The sequence below is a fragment of the Janthinobacterium sp. MP5059B genome, from assembly GCF_001758645.1.
Lineage (GTDB): Bacteria > Pseudomonadota > Gammaproteobacteria > Burkholderiales > Burkholderiaceae_D > Janthinobacterium > Janthinobacterium lividum.
In genome coordinates this window covers 35,826-51,742 of the sequence record NZ_LRHX01000004.1, presented here as the reverse complement: position 1 = coordinate 51,742, position 15,917 = coordinate 35,826, and the positions used below count along the sequence as shown (strand labels likewise).

Genomic DNA, 15,917 nt, shown 5'->3' with positions numbered 1-15,917 from the left:
ACACTGATCGACTTTACAAGGTTACACACATGGAATGGTTATTTGACCCGACAATCTGGGTCGGCCTGCTGACGCTGGTCGTACTGGAAATCGTACTGGGTATCGACAACCTGATTTTCATCGCCATCCTGGCCGAGAAACTGCCGCCGCACCAGCGCGACAAGGCTAGAGTGCTGGGCCTGACCCTGGCCCTCGTCATGCGCCTGGGCCTGCTTTCCCTGATTTCCTGGCTGGTCACCCTGACCACGCCATTGTTTTCCATATGGACATTCTCGTTTTCAGGGCGCGACCTGATCCTGCTCCTCGGCGGCCTGTTCCTGCTGTTCAAGGCAACCAGCGAGCTGCACGAGCGCCTCGAAGGCATCACGCACGCCCAGACGGGTCCGAAGGTCTATGCCGGCTTCGGCCTGGTGGTGGCGCAGATCGTCGTGCTCGACGCCGTCTTTTCGCTCGACGCCGTCATCACGGCCGTCGGCATGGTGGAAAACCTGTACGTGATGATGGCCGCCGTCGTCATTTCCATCGTCGTCATGATGCTCGCGTCGAAGGTGCTGACGCGCTTCGTCAACGCCCACCCCACCGTCGTCGTGCTGTGCCTGAGCTTCCTGCTGATGATCGGCCTCTCCTTGGTGGCCGAGGGCCTGGGCTTCCACATTCCGAAAGGATATCTGTACGCCGCTATCGGTTTCTCGATCGTCATCGAATTCTTCAATCAATTGGCGCGCCGCAACTTCCTCAAGCTGCAGTCGAACGCCCCCCTGCGCGACCGCACCGCGCAAGCCGTGCTGAGCCTGCTGGGCGGACGCAAGGGCCGCGAAGCCGTGGAAGAGCACGAAGTCAAGGAAATGCCCGATGTCTCCGCCTTCGGCGTGGAAGAGCGCAACATGGTCAGCGGCGTGCTGACCCTGGCCGAACGCTCGATCCGCTCCGTCATGACGCCGCGCGGCGACGTGTCGTGGGTCAACCTGAACGACAGCAGCGAGAAGATGCTGCAACTGCTGCGCGACACGCCGCACAGCATGATTCCTGTCTGCAATGATGACCTCGACAATGTGGTCGGCATCGCGCGCAGCAAGGACCTCATCGAGGATCTGGTCTCACGCGGCAAGATCGACCCGGACAGCATGCGCGAAGCCGTCGTCGTGCCGGAAGCGGCCGGCGTGCTGAAAGCCATGGAAACGTTAAAGCGCTCGCGCGGCCAGCTGGTGCTGGTGGTCGACGAGTTCGGCACCGTGCAGGGCGTGCTGACGCCGATCGACATCCTGGAAGCCATCGCCGGCGAATTCCCCGACGAGGACGAGCAGCCCGACGTGGAAGTGCTGGGCCCCGGCCACTGGCGCATCGACGGCGCGACAGACCTGCATTATCTGGAGCAAGTGTTCGAAACGGAAACCCTGGTCAGCGAAGACGGCGAATACAACTCGCTCGCCGGCTTCCTGCTGGCGCATTTCGAAAACATGCCGGCCGTGGGCGAAGTACTGGAGCTCGATGACTTGCGCTATGAAATCATCGAGGCCGACGAGCGCCGCATCGCCTGCGTGGACGTGCGCCGCATCGAGCCCGATCACAGTTTGTAACACAATGGCAAGCGTGCCCCGCTTGCCATGCCGTATGCTGGGGTCTGCCCATACCGGAGACCCCACGATGAAAAAATCCCTGCTACGCCTGACCCTGCTGGCTTGCGCCGCCTTCGGCGCCCACGCCAATGCCATGGCCGCCTCGCAGTCCGCCACCATCAAGCCGGGCCTGTGGCAAGTCGACAGCAAGATGGCGTCGCCGGACGCCGCCACCGACAACGCCATGTCCATGGTGCTGCAGCAACTGGGCAACCTTCCTCCCGATCAACGCAAGCAGCTGGAAAGCATGGCGGCCAGCCGCGGCATGGCCATGCCCACCGTGGGCGCCGATGGCGCCGTGCGCGTGACGGCATGCGTGACGCCGGACATGGCGGCGCGCAAGCAGATTCCCACGGGCCAGCCCGGTGACTGCAAATCGAAAAACACGGATATCGCGGGCGGCATGAATGTCTCGTTCACTTGTGCCAATCCGAAATCGAGCGGCGAAGGCAAGGTACTGTTTACGGGCGACCAGGCGTTCAGCATGCAACTGGCGGTAACCACCAGCGCGCGCGGCACGCCGGAACAGGTGAATGTGACGAGCAACGGCAAATGGCTGGGCGCAAGCTGCCCTGCCCCATCGGCGACCGCGGCTCAGAAACCGTGACGGAAGCCCAGGTTGAAGGCAGCATCGCCGCGACCGCTGTCGCTGGCATTGCCCACCGTGTAGCGGGCGCCGTTCTTGTTGTGGATCTTCGCGTAGGACGCATAGAAATCGCTGCGCTTTGACAGCGAGTACGTGAGGCCGACGGCCATCTGGCTGGCGTCGCGGTTGGCCAGGTCGCGGTCATCCTTGCGCACGTACGAGGCCAGCAGCTTGAAGCCGCCTGCGGGCACCGATACGCCCAGCAAGGTGTCGCGGCTGTCCGACGACGACATCGACAGGGCCAGCGCGCTGTAGGCATTGTTCGGGTCCCATGGCGAGCTGCCATAGCCCTTGTTGATGCCCACGGCGGCAAAGGCGGTGGCCACTTTCAGGTCGATATTCGCCGCGATCAGGGTGTTGCGGGCAGACATGTCGATGGCGGGCAAGGTGCCGGAAGCGAGGATGAGGTTATTCTTGCGCTGGTGCGACACGCTGACATTCACGGCGCCGGCCGAATAGCCGAGGGTGGCGCCATACGCGCGGTTGTTGGCGTTGCTGTACGGCGACTCGCCAAAGCTGTAGATGGCGCTGGCAGTCACGCCGCGCAAGGCGGGCGTCACGTATTTGACGGTATTGTCGTAGCGTTTCACGCTGTAGCCGGCCAGGTTGCTGGCGCTGCCGGCCATGCCGCCCTTGAACGGGTCGGCCACATCGGTCAGTGTCAGGTATTGCAGGTTGTACTGGCGCCCCAGGGTCAGCGCACCCAGACGGCTGTCGAGGCCCACGTAGGCCTGGCGGCCGAACAGGCGGCCCTCGTCCGATTGGCCCGTGTCGTTCTGGATGCCCGCTTCCAGGGTAAACACGGCCGTGACATCATTACCCAGCGCCTCGCGGCCCTGCACGCCCAGACGCGAACCGGACGCGACGCCGCCGGACACCTTGGCGCCGGCGCAATTGGCGGCACAGCCCCGCTCGGCCACGATGCCCGCGTCGAGCACGCCGTACACGGCAACGTTACTGGATGCGGCACTGCCTGCGCCATCGGCAGCCTGGGCCGTCGCGCCCAGCGCGAAAGGCCCCATCCCTATCACAGCAAGCGCAAAATACGAGGTCTTCATGATAAATATCTCGGTAACGTGAATTGAAACTTCCCGGTATTGATCAGGACATGCGCTGTGTGTCTGATCTCAGTGTTACCTTATCCCCGCTTTTTGTCCAGCGTCCGTGCGTTGTACAACAGAAACTTCAGCTTAGCCCAGGAAAAGAGTCGCACACTGACAACACGCAATATTGACCATGATTCAGCTAATTTGCGGCAAAATGGCGTTAAATGCAGGCCCTGCCGTAAAGCAATGTTCGGTGGCGAACGTTGCGCGATTTGACGCAGGCGGTACACTACTGGTTTTACCGACAGCGGCTCGCCCGTTTTTTCTGCATGCTAGCTATCCTCGAACGCATTGACCCCAACTCCAGCAATATCGACTTGCTGGTGGAATTATTCAACTCACTGCGTCCCAAGCGCTCCCACGACAGCGCTACCGCGATTGCCAACGTGCGCACCCTGCGCCAGCTTCTCAAAGGTAACCCCGCGCAAGCGCGCGCCCTGCACGAATACGTGCTGCGCGTGCTGGCCGCGCGCCGCCACGCCAGCCTGTACACCGACATCGGCGTGCTGTCGAACAGCGGTTTCTTCACGGAATTGAAACGCCGCATCGCCTACCGCATGCTGCCACCCGCCCTCGGCGACGAGTACCTGAACGACGCGCTCGACCAGGTGCTGTACCTGAAGACCGATTATTTGTGGATCAGCAATGTGCCCGCCACGGACTGGCTGGAACTGTTCGACGTACTGACCAGCGACGAGATCGAACTGGCCGTCGGCGATGGCAATATCATGCTGCCGGGCATGCTCGACGCCATCCGCACCCTGTCCTACCGCGTCTGCGCCATGGGCCTGGAGCCGGAACTGACGCGTTTCCACAACGAAATCGAAGTGTTCCAGTCGCCATTCATGGTGCAGAACACGGAAGTGAACGCCTACCTGGATGCCTACACGAATCTGCTGCACGGCGATCTCGAGCACATCGAAGACGCGCGCCATTTGCTGGTGATGCTGGACCAGTGCGACGCCGTCATCGCCAAGATCCGCAAGAAGGCGCTGTACCAGGGCACCAGCATTCCCCTCACGTATTTATTGGTGGCCTTGGCGCAAAGCATCGAGCGCCTGCGCAAGCTGCTGTTCCTCGTCGACACGAGCGGCGAGCTGCCTGCCTCCAACAACGTGGACATCGCCGCCATCACGGTCGACGCCACGCAAGACTTGCTGTACCCGCAGCCCGTCAGCCGCCGCCGCGCGGGCGCCGTCGGATTGGCGCTGGAACTGATACGCGCACATAACCACAAGTACAAGGTCAGCGACCTGTTTTCCGACAATATCAACTTGCTGGCGCGCAATGTGACAGAAAACGCCAGCCGTACGGGCGAGCACTACATCGCGGAAAACCGCCGCGAAATGGGCGCCATGTTCCTCTCGTCCGCGGGCGCGGGCGTGATCATCGGCTTCATGGCCCTGTTCAAGATATTGATGTCCTACCTGCGCTCGGCGCCGCTGGTCGAAGCGTTCATGTTCAGCATGAATTACTCGATCGGCTTCATGTTCATCCACTTGCTGCATTTCACGGTGGCCACCAAGCAGCCGGCCATGACGGCGTCGCGCATCGCCGCCGGCCTGCACAGCAAGGATGGCAGAAATATCGACCTCGACAGCATGGCGGAACTGATCAACAAGGTCTTCCGCACGCAAAACATGGCAGTGCTGGGCAACCTGGCGACCGCCATTCCCACGGCCTGGCTGATCGCGCTCGGCTACAAGGCGATTACGGGACACAACCTGGTGACGCCCGAGAAAGCCATGCATTTGCTGCACGATATCGACCCCATCGGCAGCCCCGCCATTTTCTACGCCATGATCGCCGGCGTATGCCTGTTCGTGGCGGGCCTGATTTCCGGCTACTATGACAACCAGGCCCTGTACACGCGCTGGGCGCAGCGCATCGCGCAATTGCGCGGCCTGGGCCGCGTGATCGGCCAGGAACGCTTGCAGCGGCTGGGCATGTACCTGGAAAACAACCTGGGCGGGCTGATGGGTAACTTCTATTTCGGTATCCTGCTGGGCTCCATCGGCACCCTGGGCTTTTTGATCGGCTTGCCCATCGATATCCGCCACATCACCTTCTCGGCCGCCAACTTCGCCACGGCCCTGGTGGGCCTGGACCACAACATGAGCTGGCAACTGGCCGTCAAGTCGCTGTCGGGCATCTTCGCCATCGGCACGGCCAACCTGCTGGTCAGCTTCGGCCTGGCCCTGTGGGTGGCTCTGCGTTCGCGCCAGGTGCGCTTCAAGCACGGCATGCAGTTGTTGAAGATTCTGGGCAAGCGCTTCCTCCGGTCGCCCATCGTCTTCTTCTTTGGTTCAAAAAACCCGCCGCCACTGGCACTGGCCGATGATTCGGCAAACCTGTCACCTACCACCAAGGCTCAAAAATGACCGCTCGGCGCATGCAACCCTGCCTCACCGCCCTACTGCTGTGCTGGACTCTGGCTGCATGCGCCTCGCTGCCCAATGTCAAGAAGCTCAACACCACCCTGGAGCCGGTGGCCAAGCCCAAGGTGATCACGGGCAAGGGTGCCGTGCTGAACGTCAACAGCCGCGCCGCCCTGCTCAACAAGCGCTGGGCCAAGTCCGGCATGGACTTGAAAACCCAGGCGGCGCTGGAAGAGGCGGCCACGGGCGTGCCTTTGATCAAGGGCAACAAGGTGACCCTGCTGTTTGACGGCCCGCAAACCATGGCCGCCATGTTCCAGGCCATCAGCGAAGCGAAGAACAGCATCAACCTGGAAACATATATCTTCGACCAGGATCCGCTGGGCCTCAAATTTGCCGACATGCTGATCGAAAAGCAGCAGTCGGGCGTGACGGTCAACGTCATCTACGACAGCGTGGGCACCCTCGGCGTGCCGCAGGCGTTCTTTGACCGCATGCGCGCGGCCGGCGTGCACCTGGTGGCCTTCAACCCCGTCAATCCCGCCAAGCTCAAGGGCGACGACTGGAAGATCAATAACCGCGACCACCGCAAGGTGCTGATCGTCGACGGCAAGATGGCATTTACGGGCGGCATCAATATCAGCGATACCTATGCAAAAAGCTCGCTGTTCCGCTCGAAATCGAAACCCACCGACAAGAAGGACGTGGGCTGGCGCGATACCCATGTGAAAGTGGAAGGCCCGGCCGTGGCCGCCTTCCAGTGGCTGTTCATCCGCACCTGGGCCCAGCAAGACCAGGCCGACTTGCCGGACGCCAATTATTTCCCGACCTTGTCGGAAGTGGGCGACAAGCTGGTGCGCGTGGTGGCCAGCGAGCCGGAGGGCGGTTTCGAGATCTACAAGGCGTATATCCTGGCCATACAGGAAGCCAAGAAATCCATCCACATCACGTCCGCCTATTTCGTGCCCGACCAGCAGACGGTCGACGCCCTGATCGCGGCCGCGAAACGGGGCGTGGACGTCACCGTCGTGCTACCGGGCGTGTCCGACAGCGGCCTCGTATTCCATGCGGGACACGCGCTGTACGACCAGCTGCTGGCCGGCGGCATCCGCATCTTCCACTTGAAACTGGCCGTGCTGCACGCCAAGACGGCCGTCATCGACGGCGCCTGGTCGACGGTAGGCTCGACCAACATCGACATGCGCAGCTTCCTGCATAACAGCGAACTGAACGTGATCGTGCTGGGCGACAGCTTCGGCAGGGAGATGGAAAATGCCTTCCAGGAAGACTTGCGCGACTCGGAAGAAATCACCAGGGCGAAATGGGAAACGCGGCCGATTGCCGACCGCATGAAGGAGTGGGCGGCGCGCTTCATGAACTACTGGCTCTAAGAGAGTCGCCGCCAAACAGGCGTAGGTCGGATTAGCGCAGCGTAATCCGACATCACCACAGCTATTACCAAAGCCAACAATAGCGTCCGATTACGCGGGGCCTTGCCCCGCTCACCGACCTACAGCGGCCGCAAGCTGGCCCACACCCCGCCCTGGCGCTCGAACGCTTCCGTGCTGACCTTTTCAAAGTCGGCGCTGTCCTCATTCCAGCTGTAGCGCTCGACGCGAATACAACTATTTTCCACGCGCAGCACGTTAAAGGAGTTCGACTCGCCCCGGCCCCGCGTGGACGTGGCCGTGCCCGCCTGCACCATCAGGGCAGCGTAGCCGGCGATCTTGTAGCGCTCGGCCGTGTTGCCCGCCACGCTGGCGTGCAAGTGCCCGGCCAGCAGCAAATCCACGCCGCATTCGGAAAACATTTGCAGCGCCTGCGGGGCGCGGTCCACCAGATCATCCTCGTCGAAGTGCTCGGGCAAGTCAAATGGATGGTGCGTGACGATGATGCGCGTCAAACCGGGCGGCAAACTGCCCAGGCGTTCACGCAGGAAATCGATCTGCTCGTGGCTGATGCGGCCATCCTTGAACGTCATGGAGCGGGCCGTATTGATGCCCAGCACGGCGATTTCCTCATCCACATATTCGGGCGACAAGTCGTCCGTCACATGGCGCCGGTACTTCACCAGCGGCGTCAGGAAGCGGGAAACGACGTTGTAGAGTGGCACGTCATGGTTGCCCGGCACCACGATCTGCGGCCCCGGCAAGCTGTCGAGAAAGTGCCGCGCTTCCTGGAACTGGGCGCTGCGGGCGCGCTGCGTGAGGTCGCCCGAGACCACCACCACGTCAGGTTCCAGGCGCTCGACCAGCGCGCGCAGGGGCGCCAGCAGGTCAGCATCGACCCTGCCAAAATGCAAGTCGGACAAATGCACGATGGTACGCATGGCGTTCTCCTAGCTGGCTGCGGGTACGGGCGCCGGCACGATCACATCGAGCGCGGCCGTGCGGATGCGGTAATGCAGCGGCGTATTCATGACGGTCACTTCGCCATCGGTGGCCACGCGCAAACGGCGGTGTTGCGTGGCAATCTCCAGGTCGGTGGCCGTCAACACGTCAAAATCCTTGGCCTGCGATAACTTGCCAAACAGCGCGTGCAAGGCCAGCTTCAGCAAGCCCAGGCGGCCCGGACGCTGCGCCACGTACAAGCTCAGCTGGCCGCCATCGAGCCGTTCGCGCTCGCCGATATTCAAGCCTTCCATCAGGTATTCATTATTGCCGATGAAGACGAAAGGCGTGCGCCGCGCATGCACGGCGTCGTTGAGTTTCAATTGCACGCTGAGGAATGGGTAGCGGCGCAGCGCGGCCACCAGCGCCCAGCTGAAGGCCAGCCACTTGCCCCGTCCCAGCCGGCGCTGCTGCTTTTCGCGGTCGCGCACGATATCGGGATACAGGCCCAGGCTGGAATTGTTCAGGAAGATGCGGCCATTGACTTCGCCCACGTCGACCTGGTGCCGCACGCCCTGCGCTACATTGGCAATGGCCGCATCGAGGTCGAGCGGGATATTCAAATCCTTGGCGAAATGGTTCAGCGTGCCCAGCGGCAAGACACCAAACGGCGTGCCGCTGCCGACAACGACGGATGCGACGGCATTGATGGTACCGTCGCCGCCACCGGCCACGACGATGGGCGCGCCATCGCGCAGGGCTTGCTCGGCCGTGGCGATCATGTCGGCGCCGCTTTGCGCCAGGGTGATGGCGGCGTCGAGTCCCACGGCGGCAAAAGCCGCTTCGAGCTGCTGCGCCCAGTCGGGCGCATAGCCGCAACCGGCGCCCGCATTGATGATGACTGCAATCTTGCTCAGGATCGTACCCCTTATTTGGTTTGCCGGATATGCCGGCGGCGGCGCAGGGTCGACACGCCGGCGATGCAGATGGCCAGCCAGCCATAGCTTTCCGCCATGGCCGCCAGCACATCGCTCAGGTAATGCGCGCCCAGGTAAATGCGGCTGAAGCCCACGAGTGACGCCATCAGGAAAGCGCCCAGCGCGATGGCGATGCGCTTGCCCCACGCGCCCGGCGCCGTCTGGCAAATCAGGTAGGCGGCCAGCAAGCCGTACAGGGCTGTCGAGGTGGCCGTATGGCCACTGGGAAAGCTGTACGTGCTCAGGGCCGTCTGCAAGATGGGCTCGTCAAAGCTGGGCCGCGCGCGCACAAAAATGTACTTTAGCAGCAGGTTCAAAAACATGACGCCCGGCATGGTGATGACCAGGGTAAACAGCCAGTAATCGGCGCCCTTGCGATGCAGATACCAGCCCAGCAAGACGGCCAGGGTGATGGCGCCGATCACGCCATGCATGTGCGTGACGACCAGCAGGCAGCTGGTGATCCACGGCACGGCATGCTGGTTGAACCAGTGCGCCACCTGCAAGTCGATCACCGTGATCCGGGCCATGCCCATGACGGCTTCGGCGATTTCGTGAAACACCACGATGGCCACCAGCATCAGCGCCACGCCCACCGTCATATGCAGGCCCAGCTCGCCTTCCGGCGACAGGCGCGCCTCGACGAAGCGGCGCAGTTTCGTGGTCCAGCCCGTGGTCATGCCCATGTCATTTTTCTCTTGCAAACTCATCTCTCTTTCATGTTCCTGATACTGATCAAAAAAACCACACCAGCAAAAAAATACTGTTTATTCATACAGTAGCTGTGTATTCATACAGTACTTATGCTATTCTGATGACTCGTTCAACACATCTCCCTCAAAGGAATTGTCATGGCAACATTGAATAGCGGTTTTGGCTCACGGTTCGGCCTGGAATACGCCCCAAGCTCTTTCCTCGTCCGCATGGGCAAGCGCGAAATCCTCGTCTGCCGCGACTTCCGCAAGCGCTACTACACCGTCAATCCCTTGATCGAGTGCGGTACGGGCATCGAGCCGGGTTATGTTGAAGTGCTGCTGATGCGCCGTTGGCTCCTCATTTTATCCAAGGCGCATTAAGAATGACTTTAAAACAAGGTGTTCGCACCCTGTTATCAAGTCAGCTCCGTCCGGCCACGCCGGGAACGCCCCGGTATCGGCCAGCAACATGCTGGCCGCCCCCTCACTACTGTGTGCGTTCCGGCGCGGCCGGGCTGGCAGGTGTTTCGGCAACCGTACCGGCAAGTGCGTCGGTACCTGCATCGGCAGCTGTGCTGGAAGGCATGGTGGCCGGCGGTACGCGGTCAGTCGTATTCGCTTCGTACCACAAGGTAACAAACAGCACCATCACGACAGGGCCGATGAACAGGCCCACGAGACCCAGGGTTTCCACGCCGCCCAGAATGCCGAACAGCACGGCAAGAAAAGGCAAGCGGGTGGCGTTGCCGATCATGCCGGGGCGCACGAAGTGGTCGGCAACAAACAGCACCACGGTGCCCCACGCGGCCACGCCGATGGCCGCGCCCACATTGCCCTGGAAGACCAGCAAGGCGGCCGCGCACAGGTAAGCGAGCGGCGCGCCGAACGGGATGATGGCCAGGATGCCCGTGGCAAAGGCCCACAGGGCAGGCGACGGCAAGCCGGCAATCGCATAGGCGATGCCGATCAGCACGCCTTCGGCCAGGCCCACCAGTACCAGGCCGTTGACAGTGGCGCGGATGGCCGTGGGGATCTTTTGCGCATAGCGGCCCCACCGTTCTGGGCGCAGGAAATGGCTGCCGACAGCCGTGATCTGGCGCGTCAGCGCCTCCCCATCCTTGTAAAAGAAAAACAGGCATAAAAACGCCAGACCGAAGTCGACCAGGCGATGGAACACGTCCGCCCCCAGCACCTTGAGCATGTCGCGCGCGGAATGAAAGCCGCCCACGGCGCTGCCCGCAAAGAAGTGGCCCAGGCCGTGCGGCTGGCTCAGGGTGGCCAGCCACCAGTCGCCGATGGCGCTGCCGGCCAGCGGAATATGCGCCACCCAGTGCGGCACGGGCAAGCCATCGGCATTCGCATGCACGATGAAATTGGCCAGCACGGGTACTTCGCGCGCCGCCTGCGCCACGCCGAACAGCACGGGAATGATGAAGATGCAGGCGAACGCCAGGGTCAGCGCGGCCGCCGCAATGATGGGGCGCTGCCCCAGCGCCGCGCGCACGCGCAGGTACAAGGGCCAGGTAGCCACGCACAGGATGCCGGCCCACACGAGCGGTAAAAAGAAACGCTGCATGACGAAGGCCGTCACGGCGATCAAGGCCAGGGAAAAGGCTGCGCTGACAATATCGCGCTGGGTATCGTTCATGCCACTCCATTCGTGCCCGGCGCCACAAGCCGCCGGTTTTCGCTACGCGCCAGTTGCGCAGGCGTAGCGTAACACGGTGGCATTCCGATTTACACGAGCCCCAGCTCCGCCGGTTTCACGCCGGCAAATACGTGATCGAGCTGCGCCGAGGTCAAGCCGAACGTGCGGCGCAGCAAGCCGCCCAGCACGGCCCGGTATTCATTCAGCACGGGCATGTCGCGGTTCTGAAACAACGTCCCCTGCGCAATCGCCACTTGCTCGCCCGCCACCTGCTTGCCTTTGATGCCGCCGCCCAGCACCCAGAACACGCTGCCGTGGCCATGGTCCGTGCCGCGGTTGCCGTTTTCGCGGAAGGTGCGGCCAAATTCGCTGACCACCACCACGACGGTATGGCGCCAGGCGCTGCCCATTTCCTGCGAAAACGCTGACAACCCCCGTCCCAGCTCATCGAAGCGCCCCGCCAGGTAGCCGCTGGCGCCGCCCTGCCCCACGTGCGTATCCCAGCCGCCCACATCGACGAAGCCGAGGTTGTATTTATCCTTCATCAAACGGGCGATGCGCTGCGCTTCCAGTTCAAAGCCCTTGGTACTGATGGCGTTGCGGTTGGCCGCCTGCATCTCTCCCGTCAACTCCTTCGTCACGTCGTCGCGCACGACAAAGCCCGCGCTGACGGGTTGCTGCAGGGGCGTGCCCCGGTACATGGCGGCGATGATCTGGCTTTGACGCGCATCAATGCCGGACTTGCCCACGGAACGCAGCGCCATGTTCGGCACTTGCACGCCGCCCTGGAAGATCAGCGGCAGCTGGTCCGTGAAGGCGATGGCGGGATAGACCGGATTGGCCTTGCTGCCATTCAAGGTCTGTACCAGGCGGTTCAGGAAACCGGAACGGAAGTCGCGGCGCGTGTTGATCTCTTGCCCCAGCTCGATCGTATCCTGCGTTTCAAAATGGCTGCGCGTCAAATCCGTCGTGCCCGCAAACGGGATGAAGGCCGCCTCGCCGCCCGTGAACATGGGATAGATGGTCTCGCGCAAGGCTGGATGCAAGGCCCAGTCAGCGTTCAAGGCCAGCGCGCCGTTTTCCTCGCCCGGTTTCGCAATGGCGATATTCGGCCGCGCCGCATAGTAAAAATCGCTGCCGACCGGCACCAGCAAGTTGTTCGCATCATAGCCGCCGCGCAAAAAGACGAACAGCAGCTTCGCATCCGTGGCGGGCGCCGCCAGCAGACTGCCCGCATGGGTCAGCAAGGGCGCGGCGGCCAGGGCTTTTAACAAGTCACGACGATTCATGGCAATCCTCCGGTTTCAACTTAGCGGTGCATCATTTCGGGTGACGAGAGCAGGAAGGTATTCCACTCCTGCGGCGAGGCGGCCTGTTCCAGGGCCAGGCGCGTGGCCGGACTCAAGGCTGGCTGCAGCGACTGGTAATACAGGGCGCTGGCCAGTTGCGGGAAGGCCACTTTTTCCTGCGGCTGCGGACCATCCGTCTTGAACAGGCCGGCGCTGCCCGAGCCGATGGTGCGGGCGATATCGAAACGCGTCGTCATCTGGCCGGGACTGGCCCAGGAGGCGTCCGTCAGCGGATAGCCGTCCGGCGTCTGGCGTCCGTACAGGGGCTGGCCCATGCGCGAGAGCCAGCTCAGCATGGGGCCCGCGTTCAGGATGGGCTTGTCGTCATAGCTGAGGCGCACGGCCGACACCACATAATGCATGGGGTCCTTGAATTTCTTGCCCAGCGACTGCTTGAACTCCGGACTGCTGAACATGGTTTGCAACACGTCGGCGATCATGCCATCGCTCTGCTGGAAGGTAGCGGCCATGCGCGCCACCAGCGGCGCGGGCGGATTATCGCCAACGAAATACTGGGCCAGCTTGCCGCTGATGAAATGCGCGGTGGCCGGACTGCGGCTGAGGCGGTCCAGCGCTTCATCGAGCTCGGCCAATCCCCTGCCCTTCACCGTCTGTCCGAGGAATTGCTTATCGCCGTAATCGTGGCGATTCGGATTGAATTCAAACAAGCCCCGGCGCACGTATTGCGATTGCAGCACCGGTTTCACCTTCGGCGTGTCCGCGCCCAAATTCACGCCCACGCCCGTCAGAATGCGCGCCAGTTCCTGCACATCCGCCTGGCTGTAGCCGCCGTTGACGCCCAGGGTGTGCAGCTCCATCAGCTCGCGCGCATAGTTTTCATTGATGCGCTTGGCGGCGTTGGCTTCATTGTCCAGGTAGCGCAGCATGGCCGGATGGTGGACGGTCGCGCCCAGCAAGTCGCGAAATTTCCCCAGCGCGTGCGGCGCGATGGCGTTCGCCTCGTAATCGCCCACCATGGCGCGCAAGTTGTGCTTGCCCTGGTGCACGCTGAAATGGTTGAGCCAAAACCAGCTCAGTTGCTGCTGCAACTGGTTCGGCGAATACACATCGAGCAACAGCGAACGCGTGGCCGCTTCGCGCGCCAGGCGGTTCAGTTCCTGCTGGTACTCCTTTTGCGCCTGCTGCTTCGCCATGTCATCCATGACGCCGGCCGACTCCTTGCGCTTTTGCTCGATAGAAAACACCAACTGATCGAGCGGCACCTGGCTGATGGTCATGGCGTCGATTTGCGCGGCGATGGCCGGCGGCAAGGCCGCTTTTCCTGGATGCAACTGCGCCTGCAAGTAGGCATTCCAGCCTTGCACCTGCACCTGGCGCACGCTGCCCCCGCTCACGCCCCAGCTGACCCGTTCCAGCATGGCGATGTCCTGCGCGGAACTGGTTTGCGCGCGATGACCGGCCTGGACGGCAGGTTCGGTTGCGGCGCAGCCGGCCAGCAACAGCAGGGAAATCAAGGTCGTCGGCAACAGTCGGTTCGGAGTCATGGCAGTCCTTCAAGCGGTTTCATGCAGAATGCCTGAGGGTACGCCCAGGTTGACCTGCGCATGATTGCCATTTGCAACGAGTTGTAATCCAGCGGGATAGTTTTCCGGCCAACCTTTCGCCGGCAAGAGTGCCGCGAGTACCATTACGAATGAATAATCTCGGATAAAATATTATCGGGAGAATGGCGTATTGCAATGGCAGCTGCGTATTTTCTCTCGAACCAGGCATTATCCATACAAAAGTCATATTGGAAATAGATGAAAATATTGTTTATCGCTGCATTCGGAATGTTATCGCTGATTCAAACACCATCCTCCTTCGCGGAAAATCTCAACGGGAAAACGCTGTATGTACAGAGATGCGCCGTGTGCCATGGGGCAGAGATCAAGGGAACCGGGCCATTGGCGAATAAAAGCAATCCTCCCACGCCGGACCTGACCACCGCCGCTTTCAAAAAACGCCTGAAGGATTATCCGGGCGTGATTGTATCGTCGGTCATCCTCCGTCCGAATGGCGATTTGATTCCAAAGACCTTGAAAGAGAATGGCGTCAAGATCGCGCCATATGCCTGGCGGGTGAAGGATTTTCGCGATTTGAATCAATACATGAGTGACGTGATTTTAAAAAATCGATGAAATCAGGTTGAGCGGCGGGAACATCGCAAATGAGCAATCCACCGTCAATCATGCTGTTTCAATAGCTCCGCACATTGGTCGCGCAGGAAATCGCGCAGCTGCAGCACCAGCGGCGTCACCTGCGCCCGGTGCGTGCAGACCAGGTGCAAGGGCGTGGCTTCGCCCGCCACGCCGGGCAACAGCGCTTGCAGGCGGCCGGCGGCCACGTCTCCCGCCACGTCGAGCCGCGATTTGTAGGCGATGCCCAGCCCCGCCACGGCCCAGCGCCGCACCAGGTCGGCGTCGTCGGCGCTGCGGTTGCCGCTCACGGACACCGTCACTTGCTCGCGCTGGGGCAGGCGGTAAAAGGTCCAGCGGTCGTGCAAGCCGTCTTCCAGCGCAAAGCGCAGGCAATTACGCTGCGACAAATCTTCCAGCGCCAGCAGGGGGCCATATTCGCGCAGGTAGGCGGGCGACGCCACCAGCACCCGGTCGTTGGCGGGCGCGATCGGCATGGCGACCATGCTCGAATCGTCTTGCTGGCCATAGCGGATGGCCACGTCGACTTGCTGGCGCACCATGTCGGCCACCCGGTCGCTGACGCTGAGCTGATAGTGCAGTTTCGGATGGCGCGACTGGAATTCGTCCAGCCAGCCCAGCATCAGGTTGCGGCCCAGGTCGGAGGGCATGGCAATTTTCAAGGTTCCGCCGAAACTGTCCTTGCCGGCCAGCAGCGCATCGTGGCCTGCGCGCAGCAGGCGCAAGGCTTCGCGCGCGTGTTCCAGGTATTGCGTGCCTTCCGCCGTCAGGCTCAGCGAACGCGTCGTGCGGGCCAGCAAACGCAAGCCCAGCTCCCCTTCCAGGCGCTTGACGGCGGCGCTGGCCAGCGCGGGCGAAATGCCGAGCTCGCGCGCGGCCGCCGACAAACTGCCCCGGTCGGCCGTGCGCACAAATACCTGCAAGTCATCGAGTCGCAGCAATTTTCAGCATTCCTTTGAAAGTGTTTCGGTACGTACCCCCTGTTTCCAGGAAGGCATTGCCGCCATCATACG

14 protein-coding genes are annotated in these 15,917 nt (G+C 62.0%); 6 read left to right on the top strand and 8 right to left on the bottom strand.

Annotation, left to right across the window (positions count from 1 at the left end; translation table 11 throughout):
- The first annotated feature begins 29 nt into the window (after positions 1 to 29).
- Together JAB1_RS02565 and JAB1_RS02560 are read left to right on the top strand one after the other, a co-directional pair.
- Complete coding sequence (locus JAB1_RS02565; protein ID WP_034786355.1) at positions 30 to 1,577, top strand: TerC family protein; 1,548 nt, start codon at positions 30 to 32, stop codon at positions 1,575 to 1,577.
- A gap of 67 nt (positions 1,578 to 1,644) precedes the next feature.
- The gene (locus JAB1_RS02560; RefSeq protein ID WP_070278573.1) at positions 1,645 to 2,223 is read left to right on the top strand and encodes a DUF3617 domain-containing protein; all 579 of its coding nucleotides are present in this window, start codon (positions 1,645 to 1,647) and stop codon (positions 2,221 to 2,223) included.
- On the opposite strand, the gene JAB1_RS02555 is transcribed toward JAB1_RS02560, so the two are convergent.
- Positions 2,211 to 3,284, bottom strand: a complete 1,074-nt coding sequence (locus JAB1_RS02555) for a porin (RefSeq protein ID WP_254671943.1) — start codon at positions 3,282 to 3,284, stop codon at positions 2,211 to 2,213. The genes JAB1_RS02560 and JAB1_RS02555 overlap by 13 nt on opposite strands.
- A gap of 353 nt (positions 3,285 to 3,637) precedes the next feature.
- On the opposite strand from JAB1_RS02555, the gene JAB1_RS02550 reads away from it, so the two are divergent.
- Both JAB1_RS02550 and cls read left to right on the top strand, forming a co-directional pair.
- Positions 3,638 to 5,749, top strand: a complete 2,112-nt coding sequence (locus tag JAB1_RS02550; protein ID WP_070278835.1) for a site-specific recombinase — start codon at positions 3,638 to 3,640, stop codon at positions 5,747 to 5,749.
- Positions 5,746 to 7,137, top strand: coding sequence for a cardiolipin synthase (gene cls, locus JAB1_RS02545; RefSeq protein ID WP_070278569.1), 1,392 nt, complete (start codon positions 5,746 to 5,748; stop codon positions 7,135 to 7,137). The genes JAB1_RS02550 and cls overlap by 4 nt, the downstream gene beginning before the upstream one ends.
- Positions 7,138 to 7,256: 119 nt before the next feature.
- On the opposite strand, the gene JAB1_RS02540 is transcribed toward cls, so the two are convergent.
- The 3 genes from JAB1_RS02540 to JAB1_RS02530 are packed head-to-tail and all read right to left on the bottom strand — an operon-like array spanning position 7,257 to position 9,763.
- Positions 7,257 to 8,075 carry a metallophosphoesterase gene (locus tag JAB1_RS02540; RefSeq protein ID WP_034786361.1) on the bottom strand — a complete coding sequence of 273 codons (819 nt, stop codon included), beginning with the start codon at positions 8,073 to 8,075 and terminating at the stop codon, positions 7,257 to 7,259.
- Between the two features lie 9 nt (positions 8,076 to 8,084).
- Positions 8,085 to 8,993 (bottom strand): diacylglycerol kinase family protein, encoded by a 909-nt coding sequence (locus JAB1_RS02535; protein WP_092612656.1) that lies wholly within the window; start codon positions 8,991 to 8,993, stop codon positions 8,085 to 8,087.
- An 11-nt stretch (positions 8,994 to 9,004) separates the two neighbouring features.
- Positions 9,005 to 9,763 (bottom strand): phosphatase PAP2 family protein, encoded by a 759-nt coding sequence (locus tag JAB1_RS02530; RefSeq protein WP_230522637.1) that lies wholly within the window; start codon positions 9,761 to 9,763, stop codon positions 9,005 to 9,007.
- 141 nt (positions 9,764 to 9,904) lie between these two features.
- Between JAB1_RS02530 and JAB1_RS02525 the strand changes: the two genes are divergently transcribed.
- Complete coding sequence (locus JAB1_RS02525; RefSeq protein WP_010396348.1) at positions 9,905 to 10,129, top strand: hypothetical protein; 225 nt, start codon at positions 9,905 to 9,907, stop codon at positions 10,127 to 10,129.
- 106 nt (positions 10,130 to 10,235) lie between these two features.
- Here the strand turns inward: JAB1_RS02525 and JAB1_RS02520 are convergent, their stop codons facing one another.
- From JAB1_RS02520 to JAB1_RS02510, 3 genes are all read right to left on the bottom strand, one after another.
- Complete coding sequence (locus tag JAB1_RS02520) at positions 10,236 to 11,396, bottom strand: AI-2E family transporter (protein WP_083299529.1); 1,161 nt, start codon at positions 11,394 to 11,396, stop codon at positions 10,236 to 10,238.
- Positions 11,397 to 11,485: 89 nt separating this feature from the next.
- Positions 11,486 to 12,685 (bottom strand): DUF1501 domain-containing protein, encoded by a 1,200-nt coding sequence (locus JAB1_RS02515; RefSeq protein WP_070278567.1) that lies wholly within the window; start codon positions 12,683 to 12,685, stop codon positions 11,486 to 11,488.
- Between the two features lie 20 nt (positions 12,686 to 12,705).
- A complete protein-coding gene (locus tag JAB1_RS02510) occupies positions 12,706 to 14,250 on the bottom strand; it encodes a DUF1800 domain-containing protein (protein WP_070278565.1) in 1,545 nt (514 codons plus the stop codon).
- Between the two features lie 258 nt (positions 14,251 to 14,508).
- Between JAB1_RS02510 and JAB1_RS02505 the strand changes: the two genes are divergently transcribed.
- A complete protein-coding gene (locus JAB1_RS02505) occupies positions 14,509 to 14,886 on the top strand; it encodes a cytochrome c (protein WP_070255140.1) in 378 nt (125 codons plus the stop codon).
- 44 nt (positions 14,887 to 14,930) lie between these two features.
- Here JAB1_RS02505 and JAB1_RS02500 read toward each other — a convergent pair whose 3' ends face one another.
- Entirely contained in the window at positions 14,931 to 15,845 is a 915-nt protein-coding gene (locus JAB1_RS02500; RefSeq protein ID WP_070278563.1) for a LysR family transcriptional regulator, read from the bottom strand.
- Positions 15,846 to 15,917: the final 72 nt, after the last annotated feature.